Source organism: Salmonella sp. SAL4457 (assembly GCF_046548235.1).
Taxonomy (GTDB): Bacteria; Pseudomonadota; Gammaproteobacteria; order Enterobacterales; family Enterobacteriaceae; genus Salmonella; species Salmonella enterica.
The window spans coordinates 1-271 of sequence record NZ_JBGDZO010000510.1 but is presented as its reverse complement, the minus strand read 5'-3'; the positions used below and the strand labels follow the sequence as shown (position 1 = coordinate 271).

General features: G+C 69.7%; 1 protein-coding gene. It reads left to right on the top strand.

Translation table 11 applies throughout. The features are described from left to right. Nucleotides 1–271: NAD(+) synthase (nadE, locus tag ACLJNW_RS25275; RefSeq protein ID WP_410961372.1), on the top strand; the 271-nt coding region annotated here is incomplete at both ends.

The following is a 271-nucleotide window of genomic DNA, read 5'->3' as shown; positions in this document are numbered from 1 at the left end:
GTCATGGGGTTCTTCACCAAGTTCGGCGACGGCGCCTGCGACCTGGCTCCGCTCAGCGGCCTGGCCAAGCATCAGGTACGCGCCCTCGCCCGCGCCCTCGGCGCTCCGGAGAACCTGGTGGAGAAGATCCCCACCGCCGACCTCGAGGACCTGCGCCCCGGCCATCCGGACGAGGCTTCCCACGGCGTCACCTATGCCGAGATCGACGCCTTCCTGCACGGCCAGCCGCTGCGCGAGGAAGCTGCGCGGGTGATCGTCGACACCTACCACA